We start from the raw sequence: 13,885 nt of genomic DNA on the forward strand, positions 1-13,885 counted from the left end.
GTCAGCCCTTGCCTGGATGGACGGCACCGCACTGGGGGCAGGTGCGTCCCTCGTCGGAGTTGTAGAAGTCGGTGAACACCGGGGGCAGGTCGGCGACGATGTCGCGCACCTGCAGCTCGACCTCGTGCACCTTCGCGTTGCAGTCGGGGCAGAACCAGGCGAACTTCTCCAGCGTGCCCTCTTCGCGGATCCGCTCGATCACGATCCCGATCGAGCCCTCCTCCGGGCGCTGCGGGGAGTGGTAGATGTCGCGCGGCAGCATCCACATCTCACCCTCGCGGATGTCGATCCGCTCCGGACCGTCCTCGGTCATCAGGTTGACGTGCATGTTGCCCTTGTACTGGTAGAACCACTCCTCGTACGGGTCGAGGTGGAAGTCGGTGCGCTGGTTCGGGCCGCCCACCACCTGCACGATGAAGTCGCCCATCGGCTCCCACATCTGCTCGTTGTTGACCGGCGGCCGGAGCCGGTGCTGGTGCTCGGCGATCCAGGCCTCGAAGTTGAAGACGGGCGGGATGGTGGTCATCGGTTGCCTTCCTTGACGTCCAGGCGGGCGACCGCCTGGATCTCGATGAGCAGGTGGGGGTGCGGGAGCTGGTGGACGGCGACGGTGGTCCGGGTCGGCCCGTGCTCGTCGAAGTGCTCGGCCCAGACCTCGTTGTAGCCGCCGAAGTCGTTCATGTTGACCAGGTACGTCGTCACCTGGACGAGGTCGGTGAGCTCGGCGCCGACGGCGCCCAGGAGGTCGCGGATGTTGGCGATGACCGCCCGGGTCTGCTCGCGGATGTCCAGCGCCGTGACGCCCATGGGGTCGACGCTGGCCCCGGCGAAGCTGTTGTCGGGCCGGCGGCTGCTGGTGCCCGAGACGTAGACGGTGTCGCCGACGACCTTCACGTGCGGGAAGCGGCCGCGCGGGGTCGCCTTGCCCTCGACGACGCGCGCGCCGGAGTCGTTCCGCTCAGCCATCGAGGTCGCCCGTCGTCGCGACGCGCACCGGACCGAGGCCGCCGACCGTCGCCTCGACCGTCGTGCCGGCCGGGAGGGTGACGGCGGCCGTGGCGGCCCCGGCCAGGATGATCGACCCGGCGGGGAGCGCCAGTCCGTGCTGGCGTGCCATCCGCTTGACCGCGTCGAGGGCCAGCACGGGGTCGCCCAGGATGTCGGCGCTCGAGCCGCGCGCGGCCTCGGCCCCACCCACGGTGAGGACGACGTCGAGCGCGGCCAGGTCGAGCTCCGCTCGGGCCTGGTCGAACGGGCGCCACTCCCCCACCACGAAGGCCGCCGACGAGGCGTTGTCGGCGACGACGTCGGTGAGGCTGAAGCGGAAGTCGCGGTAGCGGCTGTCGATGATCTCCAGCGCGGGCGCGACGTGGGTGACCGCGGCGACCGCGTCCCCCTCGTCGTGGGGGTCGATGTCGGAGCCGGTCAGGAACGCGATCTCGGGCTCGATCCGCGGGTGCACCATCGCGGCGACGTCGACGGTGCCGCCGTCGGTCACGGCCATGCCCCGGTGGAGCACGCCGACGATGACGTCCGAGACGCCCATCTGCTCGGCCTTCGCCCGCGAGGTGAAGCCGAGCTTGGCGCCCACGACGGCGTCGCCCCGCTGCTCGCGGATCCGCACGCCGGCGGCCTGCACGGCGTACGCCTGCTCGAGGGTCAGGTCGGCCTCGAGGCTCAGCTGCTCGATGGCCGTGGCGGTGCGCACGGCCGCGTCGAGGCGGCCGGCGAGGTCGTCGAGGTCGGTCACAGGGGTCTCCTTCGCTCAGAGCTGGACGCAGATGTTGGTGGGCTCGGAGTAGAAGTGCATCGAGTGCCGTCCGCCCTCCCGGCCCACCCCGGACAGGCCGACGCCGCCGAAGGGCGAGCGGAGGTCGCGGAGGTACCAGGTGTTCACCCACGACATCCCGACCTGCATCTGCCGGGCGACGCGGTGGCCGCGCTCGAGGTCGCGGGTCCAGACGGCGGCCGCCAGCCCGTAGTCGGTGTCGTTGGCCAGCCGGACCGCCTCCTCCTCGGTGTCGAAGGGGATCAGCGCCGCGACCGGTCCGAAGACCTCCTCGCGGACCGTCCGGTGGGAGTTGTCCAGGCCCGTCCACAGGGTCGGCTGGATCCAGGCGCCACCGGCGAGGTCGTCGCCGAGGTCGGGTACGCCGCCCCCGACCAGCACCTCGGCGCCCTCGGCGACCGCGAGGTCGAGGTAGCCCTGGACCTTCTCCCGGTGCCCGCGCGAGATCAGCGGGCCGGTGGTGGTCGCGGGGTCGTCGGGGCGGCCGAGCCGCAGCTTCCCGGCCCGCTCCACGAGTCCGGCGGCGACGTCGTCGAAGATCGAGCGCTCGACGTACACCCGCTCCGTGCACAGGCAGACCTGGCCGGTGTTGAGGAAGGTCGAGCGGGCCAGGCCGTCCAGGGTCCGGTCGAGGTCGGTGTCGGCGAAGACCACCGCGGCGTTCTTGCCGCCGAGCTCGAACGAGACCGGACGCACACGCGGGGCGACGGCGCGCATGATCGCCGAGCCGGTGGAGGTCTCGCCGGTGAAGGTCACCGCGTCGATGCCGGGGTGGGTGGTGAGGAACTCCCCGGCGGAGCCGGGGCCGAAGCCGTGGACGACGTTGTAGGCCCCGTCGGGTACGCCGGCCTCCGCCAGGATCTCGGCGAGCAGGGCGGCCGTCGACGGGGTCTCCTCGGACGGCTTCACCACGACGGCGTTGCCGCAGGCGAGCGCCGGGGCGACCTTCCAGGTCAGCAGCAGCAGCGGGAGGTTCCACGGCACGATCACCGCGACCACGCCGAGCGGCTTGGGGACCGCGTAGTTGAGCGCCTGACGGCCGCCGGGCAGGTCGGTCAGGAACGAGTCCAGGCCCTCGGCCGCGACCGTGTCGGCGAAGGAGCGGAAGTTCATCGCGGCCCGGGCGACGTCGAGGTCGCGTACGAGCGACTCGGGCTTCCCGGTGTCGCGCACCTCGGCGGCGACGAGGTCCTCGAAGCGCTCCTCGATCCGGTCCGCGATCCGGCGCAGCAGCGCCGCCCGCTCCTGGACCGTGCTCCGTCCCCAGGCGCCGTCGAGCGCCGCGCGGGCGGCGGCGACGGCCGCGTCGACGGTCTCGCGCCCCGCCTCGTGGACGACGGCGGTCAGGCCGCCGTCGACCGGGCTCACCTTCTCGAACGACGCGACGCCGGGAGCGGGAGCACCGCCGACGAAGTTGTGGATCTCAGCAACGGCCATGCCACGAGCGTAGAGATCCGTCACATGCCCGGCTAATGCCTTTCGACTGCGGTTCTATGCCCAATATGACATCCCTGTGTCTAGGGTGTCCCCGTGCAACCACTCTCTGAACGCCTGCTCGAGGGTCGCCTGAAGCTCCGGCACCTGACCCTGGTCACGACCATCGCCGACCACGGCACGGTGATCGCCGCCTCCAAGGCGCTGCACGTCACCCAGCCGGTGGTCACGCGGGGCCTGCAGGAGACCGAGGAGATCCTCGGCGTCCAGCTCTTCGAGCGCGGCCCGCGCGGCGTCACGCCGACCATCTTCGGCGAGAGCTTCATCGGCCATGCCCGCTCGATCATCGCGCAGCTGCGCGACGCCGGCAGCCAGATCGAGCTGCTCGACCGTGCCGAGGCCGGCCGGGTCCGGGTCGGCACCCACCTGGCGGGGTCGAACCTGCTGCTGCCCAACGCGATCGCGTCCCTGAAGGCGGAGCGACCGCGCCTCACGGTGGTCGTCCGGGAGGCCACCCCGGACCTCCTCACCAACGCGCTGCTGGCCGGGGAGATCGACCTGATGGTGGGGCGGCTGATGTCGGCCGCGCCCGCGCAGCTGAGCCAGGAGCGGCTCTACCTCGAGCCGATCACCCTGGTGGCCCGCGCGGGGCACCCCGTCCACCAGCGACGCAAGCCTCGGCTGACGGACCTGGTCGACTACCCGTGGATCTTCCCGATCGCCCAGACGGTGCTCCGCGCCGAGCTCGAGGAGACCTTCATCGCCGAGGGCGCGAAGATCCCGGAGAACCGGGTGGAGTGCACCTCGATCCTCACCCTGCGCCACCTCCTGATCACCACGGACTCGATCGCCGCGCTCCCGCTGCTGATCAGCCACAACGATCCCGAACTGGCCGCGATCCGCACCGACCTCCCGCTGATCCCCCGCTCGGTCGGCGTCACCATGCCCGGCGACCGCCAGCGCACCCCGGCCGCCGAGGCGCTGCTGCAGCACCTGCGCGCCTCGGCGCGGGACCTCGCGAGCACCCTGGCGTAGGGCTCCGGGGGATCAGGGCAGCGCGCGCCCGAGCCGGGGATGCCGGTTGACGTCCTTGTAGAGCAGGTAGCGGAAGCGCCCGGGACCACCGGCGTAGCAGGCCTGGGGGCAGAACGCCCGGAGCCACATGAAGTCGCCCGCCTCGACCTCGACCCAGTCGCGGTTGAGCAGGTAGACCGCCTTGCCCTCGAGCACGTACAGCCCGTGCTCCATCACGTGGGTCTCCGGGAACGGGATCACGCCGCCGGGCTCGAAGGTCACGATGTTCACGTGCATGTCGTGGCGCACGTCGCTCGGGTCGACGAACCGCTGGGTCGTCCAGGATCCGTTCGTGCCGGGCATCTCCTCGGCCGCCACGTCGCCCTCGTGGGTCACGAACGAGGCGGGCCGCTCGATCCCGTCGACCGGCTCGTACGCCTTGCGGATCCAGTGGAAGCGCGCGGGCTCGCCGCCCTCGTTGCGCAGCGTCCACGCCGCTCCGGCCGCGAGGTACGCGTAGCCGCCCGGGGCCAGCCGGTGCTGGTGTCCCTCGAGCGTCACGGTGACCTCGCCGTCGACGACGAACAGCACGGCCTCGGCCGCCGGGTCGTCGTCAGGCCGACTCGAGCCACCGCCCGGGGACACCTCGACGACGTACTGGGAGAAGGTCTCCGCGAAGCCGGACAGCGGCCGCGCGATGACCCAGAGCCGGGTCCCCTCCCAGTGCGGGAGGCTGCTCGTGACGATGTCCCGCATCGTCCCGCGGGGCAGGACGGCGTACGCCGTGGTGAAGACCGCGCGGTCCGTGGTCAGCTCGGCCTGTCCGGGATGACCGCCACGCGGGACGTAGTAGCTCGACATCAGCTGGTGCCTCTCTGCAGGAGCCGGCCTCGCGGGTCGGCGTCGACGTCGAGCTCGGCCCCGCGCAGCCAGGTGCTCCTGACCACGCCGTACAGGCGCTGCTCGGCGTAGGGGGTGATCGGGTGCCGGTGGTGGAGTCGCAGCGGATCGACGACGAACTCCTCGTCGGGGGCCAGGACGCAGAGGTCGGCGTCCCTGCCCACCTCGATCGCGCCCTTGGCGGGCAGACCGGCCAGGCGGGCCGGAGCCTGGGACATCCACCGGGCGACGTCGTCGAGGCCGAGACCACGACGGCGGGCCTCGGTCCACACCACCGGCAGGCCGAGCTGGAGCGAGGAGATACCGCCCCAGGCACGGGCGAAGTCGCCGGTGTCCAGGCACTTCAGGTCGGGCGGGGACGGCGAGTGGTCGGTGACCACCAGGTCCAGGGCGCCGACCTCGAGACCGCGCCACAGGGCCTCGCGCGCGGAGCCCTCCCGGATCGGCGGACAACACTTGTACGTCGTGGCGCCGTCCCCGATCTCCTCGGCGGCGAAGGCCAGGTAGTGCGGACAGGTCTCCGCACTCACCCGGACGCCGTCGTGGCGGGCGGACTCGATCATCGGGAGCACGTCGGGGCTCGCGATGTGCAGGAGGTGGATCCGGCAGCCGGTCCGGCGGGCCAGCTCGATGACGTGGGCGACGGCCAGGTTCTCCGCACCCCGCGGCCGGGAGGAGAGGAAGTCGGCGTAGCGGGGTCCGCCGGCCGAGGCGGCGTGGTGCTCGATGACGGCACTGTCCTCGGCGTGCACGATCAGGAGGCCGTCGAAGGCGGCGATCTCGTGCATCGCCGCCTCGAGCTGACCGAGGTCGAGCGCGGGGAACTCGGGCGATCCGGAGTCGACCAGGAAGCACTTGAACCCCGAGACCCCGTGCTCCCAGAGCTCGCGGAGCCGGCCGAGACTCTCCGGCACGGCCCCACCCCAGAACGCCACGTCGACGCGGGACTTCGCCCCGGCGATCTCCCGCTTGAGGCGGAGCGCGCGGAGGTCGATCGTCGGCGGGACGCTGTTCAGCGGCATGTCCACGATCGTCGTGACGCCGCCCGCCGCCGCGGCCCTCGTGGCGGTGGCGAAGCCCTCCCACTCGGTCCGGCCGGGCTCGTTGACGTGCACGTGGGAGTCAACGAGCCCCGGCAGCAGCACCTCGTCCTCGCCGAGGTCGACGACACGGGCGGCGGGCAGCGGCGTGTCGAGCGACGTGACGGTCGCGATGCGACCCTCGCACACCCCGACCGCGGCGGGGCGGACGCCGTCGGGCAGCACGACGCGCTCGGCCCGGAGGAGCAGGTCGAGATCCGTCATGCCGACCCTCCCGCCCGGGGCCGGGCCAGGGCGCGGATGCCGTCCGGGGACAGCCCGGAGAGCTCCTCGACCTCGCCGGCGCCGAGAGCGCCGCAGTCCAGGCCCCGCACGAGGAAGGAGGTCATCGCGCGCACCGTCGCCGGCTCGTCCAGGAAGCCACCCTCGTCCTTCGACGTCGCGGCACGCAGTCGCTGGGCTGCCTCGGGCAGGCCGTCGCGGAAGAAGGCGTACGTCGCGGCGTACCTGCTCACCAGCTGGGCGGGATGCAGGTCCCACCCCTGGGGGATCCCGGCCGCCAGCGAGCGCCGGACCAAGCGGGCGTGGAGCCGCCAGGCCGAGCGCACCTCGTCGGGGCTGCCGACGGGCAGGACGTTGGAGGACCCGTCGGAGACGAAGACGCCGGTGCCGGCCGCGGCGACCTGCATCACCGCCTTGGCGTGGTCGGCGACCGGGTGCTCGGTGCTCTGCAGGTGCGGCGCGACCCCGAAGGCGGCGGAGTAGTCGTAGGTGCCGTAGTGCAGGCCGGTCACCCGGCCCTCCCCCGCGCGGATCATCGGCGCGAGCGGCGCGTTCCCGCCGGCACCGAGCACCGACTCCGGGGTCTCCACCTGCAGCTCGAACCGCAGTACGCCGGGGGGCAGGTCGAGCGCCGCCTCGAGGCGGGACAGCACGTAGGCGAACGCGGCGACCTGCTCGGTCGAGGTCACCTTGGGCAGCGTGGTGACGAGCCCGTCGAGGGACGCGCCGCGGCGGGCCAGGGTGGCGACGAAGAGCTCGAGGGTGCGCAGGCTGCGGACCCTCGTCTCCGGCTCGAGGCTCTTGACCCGGATGCCGTGGGCGATCCCGGCGCTCCCCGCGGCGATCGCCTCCGCCAGGGCCGTCGCCGCGGTCTCCGCCGCGCGGTCCTCCTCCGCGTCGGGGCGGTGGCCGTAGCCGTCCTCGAAGTCGATGCGGAGGTCCTCGATCGGCTCGGTGGTGAGCTTGGCGAGCACCTGGCGGCGCAGTGCGTCGACGTCACCCGACCGGCACCAGGCCTCCGCGAGCTCGTCGTCGGTGCCCGCGTTCGCGGCCAGGGCCTCCACGGCCGAGCGTCCCCAGGTGCGGGTCGTCGACGCGTCGAACCGGTCCGCCGGCACGTAGACCGTGTGCACCGGCTGCCGCCCGCGCGGCATCCCGGCGTACGCCGACGCGAGGGCGAGGTCCGCGGCGGCCAGTCGCCGGTCCACCTCGTCGGCGAGATCGGTCAGGCCGGCGAGCCCGGGGCTGTCCGGGGTCGTGCTCATTCGTCTGCCTCCCGGGCGAGGGGCCACCCGGAGATCCGCTTGGGGCGCGGGGTGGCGTAGGTGCGGATCTTGCTGGTGCCGAGACCGAGCGCGACGAGCGACTCGGCCAGCTTCACCGCCGCGGTGATGCCGTCGACCACCGGGACGCCGACGGCGTCGCGGACGGCGTCGTCGAGCCCGCCCATGCCGCCGCAGCCGAGCACGATCACCTCGGCACGGTCGTGGCGGACCGCCGCCTCCGCCTCGGCGACGATCGCGCGTACGGCGCGGTCCGGGTCCGCCTCCAGCTCCAGGACCGGCAGCCCGCTCGCGCGCACCGACGCGCAGCGTCCGAGCACGCCGGTCAGGCGCAGGCGGTCCTCGATCAGGGGGACGGTGCGGTCCAGGGTGGTGACGACCGAGTAGCTGCGGCCGACGAGGCAGGCCAGCATCGCGGCGGCCTCGGTGATGTCGACCGCGGGGACCGAGCCGAGCTCGCGCAGCCCCTCGATCCCGTGCTCGCCGAATCCGGCCTGGACGACGGCGTCGTACGGGCCGTCGTACCGGGTGACGGCGTCGAGGACCCCGACGGCGGCCAGGTAGCTCTCCAGGTTTCCCTCCACCGAGTCCGCGCCGAAGCGGGGCGTGAGCGGCACGATCTCGGTGCCGGGGGCGGCGACCGCCCGGGCCGTGGCTCCGATCTGCTCGCTCACCTGCTCGGTGGTGTTCACGTTGACGACGAGGATCCGCACCCTCAGTCCTCCTCTCCGGGCAGTTCTCCGGGCAGCACGACCGGCCGGTCGAACCGCTGCCGGGACGAGCCCCACTGCGGCGCCGTCACGAAGGGCGCCAGCCCGGCCCGCTCCACCGCGCGCCGGGCCTCGGCCACGGCGTCGTCGAGCACCTCGTCCGGGTCGATCCGGGTCAGCACCCGGTCCCGCATCACCACGTCGCCGCCGACGACGGTGGTGACGACGTCCTGCCCCGCGGCCTTGTAGACCAGCGCCTGGACCGGCATGTGCAACGGCTGCAGGTGGGCCTGGCGGGTGTCCACGACGATGACGTCGGCGGCCTTGCCGACCTCCAGCGAGCCGATCTCGTCGTCCCAGCCGATCGCCCGGGCCGCGTCGATGGTGACCATCTCCAGCAGCTTCCCGGGCGGGAGCAGGTAGACGTCGCGCAGCTGGAGCTGGGTCAGGGTCTGCGCCTGCCGCATCGCGGTGAACAGGTCGTACGACGACATCGGGGCGCAGCCGTCGCTCGTGATCGCCGTCGTGACGCCGGCGTCGATCAGCTCGGGCACGGGGCACCGGCCGCGCAGCGCCCCGACGACCACGCCGGGGCCGTGGGTCACCGAGGTGCCGGTCTCGGCCAGGATCCGGACCTCGTCCGGCGTCAGGCCGAACCCGTGCTGGAAGTGCACGTCCGGCCCGAGGAGGGCGTGCGGGTCGCGCGCATGGGCCAGCGCGACCATGCCGCCGAAGGCGTCGGTGTGGATGCGGGTGCCGGCCCGCCGGGCGAGGTCGCGGACCCGCTCGGACTGCTCGAGGTCGACCTTCTCCAGGGTCAGGGCCTGGTCCGGCGGGAGCGGTCCGCTGGGGTTCAGCGAGGGCACCATCGTGTACGGCGTGACGTACACGCGGATCCGTCCGTCCGCGGCGCCGTGCCACTCGCGCACCGTCGCCTCGGCGCCGGCCATCATCTCGTCCAGGCCGACCCGGCGGCGTCGCTGGCCGTCCTCGCGCCAGGTGCCGACCTCGCGCGGCCAGGGCAGGCCGGCCGGGCCGACCCCGACCCCGACCCGCAGGCCGGAGCGCTCGTACGCCGCGGCGTACCCGGCGCCGAGCTCGGGCTCGTCCGACCGCGGCTGCGAGCCGAGCACGCTGATGCCGGTGGTCACGCCGAACCGGGCGCGCTCCATGGCGGCCAGGGCCGCGTCGGCGCTCCAGTAGGCGGCCGACGTGTGCTCGAAGTAGACCCGGGTGACGAGCCGCATCCAGAAGGAGAGCGTGTCGACGCCGATGGTCTTCATCAGGGCGTGCCCGCCGTGCCCGTGGGCGTCGACCAGGCCGGGCAGCACGACCTGGCCGGTGCAGTCGATCGTCTCCGCCGGCGCGTACGCCGCCAGGAGCTCGGCGCTGTCGCCGACCGCGACGATCCGGTCGCGGTCGACGATCACGGCGGCGTCCTCGAGGACCCGCCGGTCGGGGTCCATCGTGATCACGGTGCCGTGCACCAGCGCCAGGGCGACGGGCTTCGGCGCACGGCGGTCGACTGCGGTCGTCACGGGTGTCGCACCATCCTGAACGTCGGGGGGAAGAGCTCCTGCTCGGAGCGGTGGAGGTGGTCGCGCCCGGGGTAGCTGGCCCGGTAGCGCTCGAGGTGCTCCTGGGCCCGGCGCCGGTCGGCCTCCGGGTCGCTCCCGGGGAGCCGGCCGTCCTCCACGACCACCCGGCCGGCGACCACGACGCGTCGTACGTCGCGGCCGTCGCCGTTGAGCACCAGGCTGCGGATCGGGTCGTCGACCGGCCCGAACCGCGGCTCCGTGAGGTCGAAGACGACGAGATCGGCCTGGGCGCCCTCGCTCAGGCGGCCGAGGTCGGGCCGTCCGAGCGCGTCCGCTCCGGCGGTCGTCGCGGCCCGGTAGAGGTCGGCGACCGCCGCCGCGTCCTTGCGCCGCTCCACGGCCTTGGTGAGCACCAGCCCGGTGTCGAGGGCGCGGATCATGTCCGGCGGCGCGGTGTCGGTCCCCATCCCCATCCGGATGCCGTGGCGCAGGTAGCGGTCGAAGGACTCGAGGACGACGGCGTACCGGGCGACGGCCATCGGGCAGAAGATCACCGTGCTGCCGGAGTCGCGCAGGCTGTCCAGGTCCGCGGTCCCGTCGGCCGCCATCTGGCTGTGCCCGGCGACGGCCCACGCGTGCGGGATCAGGGTGCGGGGGCCGAGGAAGCCGATGCTGTCGAGGAGCTCGACGGGCCGCAGCCCGGTCGCCGCATGCAGAGTCCGGACCTCGTCCAGGGTCTGCCCGGCGTGCAGCCGGACCGGGACCCCGAGCTCGTCGCTCGCCCCCTTGGTACGACGCAGCACGGCCAGGGTCTGGTTCTCGATGCGCGACGGCGCGAGCATCCCGCGGACGAGGCCGCCCGCGGTGCCGTCGAAGTCCCGCACGAACCGGATCGCCTCGTCCAGCCCGGCCTCGCCGAGCGCCTCCTCCTCGTGCAGGTACGGCGTCCCGTCCCGGCCGACCGCGGGCACGGAGGACCGGTAGCTGGGTCCCAGGTAGACGCGCAGCCCGAGCTCGGTCGCGGCCTGGGCCGCGTCGGCGAGCTCGGTGTAGGTCTCCGCCCACGCCTGGTAGATCTCCGAGGCGATCGGCAGGGCCGTGGTGATGCCGTTGAGCAGCAGCTGGCCGAAGGCGTAGCGCCGTACGAACGCGCGCTCCTCGCGGGAGAAGACGTCGGCCCGGCGGGTCAGGTAGTCCTCCGACCAGCGCAGGCCGGTGCCCAGCTCGGCGCCCTGGTAGGTGTCGAAGACCGCGTGGTCGATGTCGCCCAGCGCGTTCAGGTCCACGAAGCCGGGCGCGACGACGGCCAGGCCCTCGTCGCGGTCGACGTCCACCGTTCCCTGCCAGCCGTGCCCGACGTGCAGGACGCGGTCGTCCTCGTAGACGACCTCCCCGTCCTCGTGGACGACGTGGTCGGTGCCGTCGTGCCCGACGACGAAGCGCGCGCGGAGCCGGGTCCTCACGATCCGCGGTGCCCGGTGAGGTCGGCGATCACGGAGCGCAGGTGGTCGGCGGTCTGCCGGATGAAGCGGAGCTGCTCGGCCTCGTCGCACGGGTTGGCCAGCAGCCACTCCGTCGTCGGCACCTCCCCGGCGTCCGCTCGCCGCTCGTACTCGCGGGTCAGCCGGAAGACCTCGGCCAGCTCGGCGGTGGTCAGGTCGGGGTGGGCGGCGAGCCAGGTCTCGTCGTACACGTGCATCGGCATGACCGTGCGGTCGCGGGAGTTCTCGATGGACAGGTGGGTCCCGGGGGCCTCGGCGAGCAGCACCCCGAGCAGCGTGGGCCAGTCGATGACGCCCTCCCCGCACGGGGCCAGCATCCGGCCGATCCCGTAGTCGGTGTGGAGGAGCGCGATGTCGCGCACGTGCGTCATCCGCGTGTACGGCGCGACGCGGCGGGCGGCCGCGATCGGGTCCTCGCCGCGCGCGATGACGTTGCCGGTGTCGAAGGTGATGCCGAGGACGTCCGGTCCCACCGCCTCCACCAGCCGCAGCAGCTCGAAGGAGGTGATCTCCTCGTGGGTCTCCAGGTTGAGGTGACAGCCGAGGTCCCGGGCGGCGGGCGCCAGCGAGTGCAGGAAGCGCTCGGTCGCGGCCAGCTGCTCGGTCCAGGTCACGTCGGTGCGGAACCGGTCGAAGACGAAGTAGCCCGGCAGCTTGGGCTTGTAGTTGGCGGTCGCCACCCACAGGTCCTGGCAGCCGACCTCGGCCGCCGCCTCCATCATCATGATCATGCCGCGGCGGTAGTCGCCGCCGCCGAGCTCGCGCACCTCGGGGGCCTCGGCGTGCGCGTAGGGGTTCACCTTCGCCAGCCCGAGCTCGAGGTAGATCCCGAGCTCGTCGGCCTTCTGCCGCAGGTCCTTCAGGACCGCGCGGTCGAGCTCGGGCGTCACGTCCAGGACGGTGCGGAAGAAGACACCCTCCATGCCGAGCTCGGCGGCGTACTCCAGATTGGCCAGCGGGTCGCGGGTCGTCGCCCCGGGAAGCTTGCGGCCGTCGACGCCTACCTGCATGTTCGGAGTCCTCTCGTGGTGGTCGTTCATCGGGCTGTCGCTCATCGGGACTGCCAGGCGACGGCGTGCTTGCGGTGCAGGTCCAGGTGCTCGTCGAGTCCGTCGGCGACCAGCGCGCCGTCGCGGACGACCGCGCGACCACCGACGATCGTGTGCCGGGCGCGCGGCGGGCCGCAGCGCAGCCAGGTCTCCACCGGGTCGGTCACGGCACCGGCGTACGCCGGCCCGCTGGTCTCCCAGACCACGAGGTCGGCCTGCATGCCGGGGGCGAGCCCGCCGACCTCGCCGGCCCGTCCCAGGCAGGCGGCGGCGCCGGTGGTGGCGAGCTCCAGGGCGCGGCGTGCGCCGAAGGCGTCGGCACCGCGGTGCTGACGCTGCAGCAGGAGCGCCGTACGCGCCTCGAGCCAGAGCTGGGAGGTGCCGGCCGACGCGGCGCCGTCGGTGCCCAGCCCCACCGCGACCCCGGCGTCGTCGAGCAGGTCCAGCCGGGCGGCCGGCCCACCGAGGAGCAGGTTCGAGCTCGGGCAGTGGGCCAGGCCGATCCCGGCGGCTGCCAGCGCGGCCGCGTCCGCGGCGTCGACGTGGTTGCCGTGGGCGATCCACGCACGATCCGCCCAGCCGGAGTCGACGAGCAGCTCGACCGCGCCGCGGCCGTGGACCTCGCGGGCCCGGTCGTTCTCGCCGGCCTCCTCGAACAGGTGCAGGGAGAGCCGGGCGTCGTGCTCGGCCGCCAGCGCGGCGAGCTCGGGCAGCAGCTCGGTCCGGGTCGCCGGCAGGGCCGTCGGTCCCAGGGACACCCGGCACCGCGAGCCCGGAGCGGGGTCGTGCCACTCCTCCAGGAGGGTGCGGGACGCCTCGAGCACGGCGTCGGCGTCCTCGGCCCCCCGCACGTCCAGCCGCTGCCGGTCGATGTAGCCGCGGGTGGGGTCGAGGCGCAGCCCGACCTCGGCGGCCGCGCGAAGCGTCTCCTCCACCAGCCCGGGTGCCGGGTGCAGGTAGAGGTTGTCGCCCGTCGTCGTGCACCCGGCGAGCGCCAGGTCGGCCAGCCCGATCCAGGCCGACAGGTAGGCGGTCTCCCGATCGAGGAGTGCCCACACCGGGCGGAGCATCTCCAGCCACGGCCCGAGCGTGCACGCGCTGCTGTCCGCGTGGGCGCGGGTGAGGTTCTGGAACAGGTGGTGGTGCGCGTTGACCAGCCCGGGCGTGACGATCGCCCCGCGGGCGTCGACCACCTCGGTCGCGGCCGGCTCGGAGCCGGCCGGTCCGACGGCCTGGACGACGCCGGCGCGGCAGCCCACCCAGCCACCGGGCACGTCGGGTCCGATCATCGTCACCACGTGCCCGGCGTTCCGGATCAGCAGGTCCAGGGGCTGCGGGTCCATG

General features: G+C 73.5%; 13 protein-coding genes. 1 reads left to right on the forward strand and 12 read right to left on the reverse strand.

Features of this window, described 5'->3' with window-relative positions:
• Nucleotide 1: 1 nt before the first annotated feature.
• Genes VMF51_RS21135 through VMF51_RS21150 form a run of 4 tightly spaced genes read right to left on the reverse strand, consistent with a single transcriptional unit; the run spans nucleotide 2 to nucleotide 3,226 of the window.
• Nucleotides 2-526: a 3-hydroxyanthranilate 3,4-dioxygenase gene (locus tag VMF51_RS21135; protein ID WP_325476448.1), complete on the reverse strand. Its 525-nt coding sequence runs from the start codon at nucleotides 524-526 to the stop codon at nucleotides 2-4.
• A complete protein-coding gene (locus VMF51_RS21140; RefSeq protein WP_325476449.1) occupies nucleotides 523-966 on the reverse strand; it encodes a RidA family protein in 444 nt (147 codons plus the stop codon). Before VMF51_RS21140 ends, VMF51_RS21135 begins: the two co-directional genes overlap by 4 nt.
• A complete protein-coding gene (locus tag VMF51_RS21145) occupies nucleotides 959-1,750 on the reverse strand; it encodes a 2-keto-4-pentenoate hydratase (protein ID WP_325476450.1) in 792 nt (263 codons plus the stop codon). The genes VMF51_RS21140 and VMF51_RS21145 overlap by 8 nt, the downstream gene beginning before the upstream one ends.
• Nucleotides 1,751-1,765: 15 nt before the next feature.
• Nucleotides 1,766-3,226 (reverse strand): 2-hydroxymuconic semialdehyde dehydrogenase, encoded by a 1,461-nt coding sequence (locus VMF51_RS21150; RefSeq protein ID WP_325476451.1) that lies wholly within the window; start codon nucleotides 3,224-3,226, stop codon nucleotides 1,766-1,768.
• 93 nt (nucleotides 3,227-3,319) lie between these two features.
• Here VMF51_RS21150 and VMF51_RS21155 point away from each other — a divergent pair, with 93 nt between their 5' ends.
• A complete protein-coding gene (locus VMF51_RS21155) occupies nucleotides 3,320-4,258 on the forward strand; it encodes a LysR substrate-binding domain-containing protein (protein WP_325476452.1) in 939 nt (312 codons plus the stop codon).
• Nucleotides 4,259-4,270: 12 nt separating this feature from the next.
• On the opposite strand, the gene VMF51_RS21160 is transcribed toward VMF51_RS21155, so the two are convergent.
• From VMF51_RS21160 to VMF51_RS21195, 8 genes are read right to left on the reverse strand one after another with little or no spacing between them, the layout of a single operon-like run.
• Entirely contained in the window at nucleotides 4,271-5,098 is an 828-nt protein-coding gene (locus VMF51_RS21160) for a bifunctional allantoicase/(S)-ureidoglycine aminohydrolase (protein ID WP_325476453.1), read from the reverse strand.
• On the reverse strand, nucleotides 5,098-6,441 hold the full coding sequence (allB, locus tag VMF51_RS21165) for an allantoinase AllB (RefSeq protein ID WP_325476454.1): 1,344 nt from the start codon (nucleotides 6,439-6,441) through the stop codon (nucleotides 5,098-5,100). The genes VMF51_RS21160 and allB overlap by 1 nt, the downstream gene beginning before the upstream one ends.
• On the reverse strand, nucleotides 6,438-7,724 hold the full coding sequence (locus tag VMF51_RS21170) for a DUF6986 family protein (RefSeq protein ID WP_325476455.1): 1,287 nt from the start codon (nucleotides 7,722-7,724) through the stop codon (nucleotides 6,438-6,440). The genes allB and VMF51_RS21170 overlap by 4 nt, the downstream gene beginning before the upstream one ends.
• Nucleotides 7,721-8,455: an aspartate/glutamate racemase family protein gene (locus tag VMF51_RS21175; protein WP_325476456.1), complete on the reverse strand. Its 735-nt coding sequence runs from the start codon at nucleotides 8,453-8,455 to the stop codon at nucleotides 7,721-7,723. Before VMF51_RS21175 ends, VMF51_RS21170 begins: the two co-directional genes overlap by 4 nt.
• 2 nt (nucleotides 8,456-8,457) lie before the next feature.
• Nucleotides 8,458-9,990, reverse strand: a complete 1,533-nt coding sequence (locus VMF51_RS21180) for an amidohydrolase family protein (protein ID WP_325476457.1) — start codon at nucleotides 9,988-9,990, stop codon at nucleotides 8,458-8,460.
• Nucleotides 9,987-11,453, reverse strand: a complete 1,467-nt coding sequence (locus tag VMF51_RS21185) for a chlorohydrolase family protein (RefSeq protein WP_325476458.1) — start codon at nucleotides 11,451-11,453, stop codon at nucleotides 9,987-9,989. Before VMF51_RS21185 ends, VMF51_RS21180 begins: the two co-directional genes overlap by 4 nt.
• Nucleotides 11,450-12,547, reverse strand: a complete 1,098-nt coding sequence (locus VMF51_RS21190; protein ID WP_325476459.1) for a sugar phosphate isomerase/epimerase family protein — start codon at nucleotides 12,545-12,547, stop codon at nucleotides 11,450-11,452. Before VMF51_RS21190 ends, VMF51_RS21185 begins: the two co-directional genes overlap by 4 nt.
• Nucleotides 12,544-13,884 carry an amidohydrolase family protein gene (locus tag VMF51_RS21195; RefSeq protein WP_325476460.1) on the reverse strand — a complete coding sequence of 447 codons (1,341 nt, stop codon included), beginning with the start codon at nucleotides 13,882-13,884 and terminating at the stop codon, nucleotides 12,544-12,546. The genes VMF51_RS21190 and VMF51_RS21195 overlap by 4 nt, the downstream gene beginning before the upstream one ends.
• Between the last annotated feature and the right edge of the window lies 1 nt (nucleotide 13,885).

Origin of the sequence: Nocardioides sp. (genome assembly GCF_035503875.1) — a bacterium.
Classification (GTDB): Bacteria; Actinomycetota; Actinomycetes; order Propionibacteriales; family Nocardioidaceae; genus Nocardioides.

Coding starts and splice junctions, on each gene's coding strand:
- VMF51_RS21135 (WP_325476448.1), bottom strand. CDS start 526: ATGACCACCATCCCGCCCGTCTTCAACTTCGAGGCCTGGATCGCCGAG.
- VMF51_RS21140 (WP_325476449.1), bottom strand. CDS start 966: ATGGCTGAGCGGAACGACTCCGGCGCGCGCGTCGTCGAGGGCAAGGCG.
- VMF51_RS21150 (WP_325476451.1), bottom strand. CDS start 3,226: ATGGCCGTTGCTGAGATCCACAACTTCGTCGGCGGTGCTCCCGCTCCC.
- VMF51_RS21160 (WP_325476453.1), bottom strand. CDS start 5,098: ATGTCGAGCTACTACGTCCCGCGTGGCGGTCATCCCGGACAGGCCGAG.
- allB (WP_325476454.1), bottom strand. CDS start 6,441: ATGACGGATCTCGACCTGCTCCTCCGGGCCGAGCGCGTCGTGCTGCCC.
- VMF51_RS21170 (WP_325476455.1), bottom strand. CDS start 7,724: ATGAGCACGACCCCGGACAGCCCCGGGCTCGCCGGCCTGACCGATCTC.
- VMF51_RS21190 (WP_325476459.1), bottom strand. CDS start 12,547: ATGAGCGACAGCCCGATGAACGACCACCACGAGAGGACTCCGAACATG.
- VMF51_RS21195 (WP_325476460.1), bottom strand. CDS start 13,884: ATGGACCCGCAGCCCCTGGACCTGCTGATCCGGAACGCCGGGCACGTG.